The organism is Streptomyces sp. AC555_RSS877 (assembly GCF_019049245.1).
In the GTDB taxonomy this organism is placed as follows: Bacteria; Actinomycetota; Actinomycetes; order Streptomycetales; family Streptomycetaceae; genus Streptomyces.
This window is the reverse complement of the sequence record NZ_JAGMUK010000231.1, coordinates 1-204: the sequence shown is the minus strand read 5'-3', so window position 1 is coordinate 204 and position 204 is coordinate 1. Positions and strand designations below refer to the sequence as shown.

The 204-nt window shown below is 71.1% G+C and carries 1 protein-coding gene; it reads left to right on the top strand.

The annotated features are described in order from the left end of the window. Window positions 1-204: transposase (locus KUM49_RS47060; RefSeq protein ID WP_217243158.1), on the top strand; the 204-nt coding region annotated here is incomplete at both ends.

The following is a 204-nucleotide window of genomic DNA, read 5'->3' as shown; positions in this document are numbered from 1 at the left end:
GTCGTCTCCCGACGCCAGGGCCCCGACCGGCGCACCGGACGCAAGGCGTCGAAGCGGTGGGAGAAGGCCAACGCCGCCCGCAACAAGGTCCACCACCGTGTGGCGAACCTCCGCGGAGACGCCCTGCACAAGCTCACCACCGCCGTGACCGCCGAGTACGGCACGATCGTGGTCGAGGACCTCAACGTCGCCGGGATGCTCCGC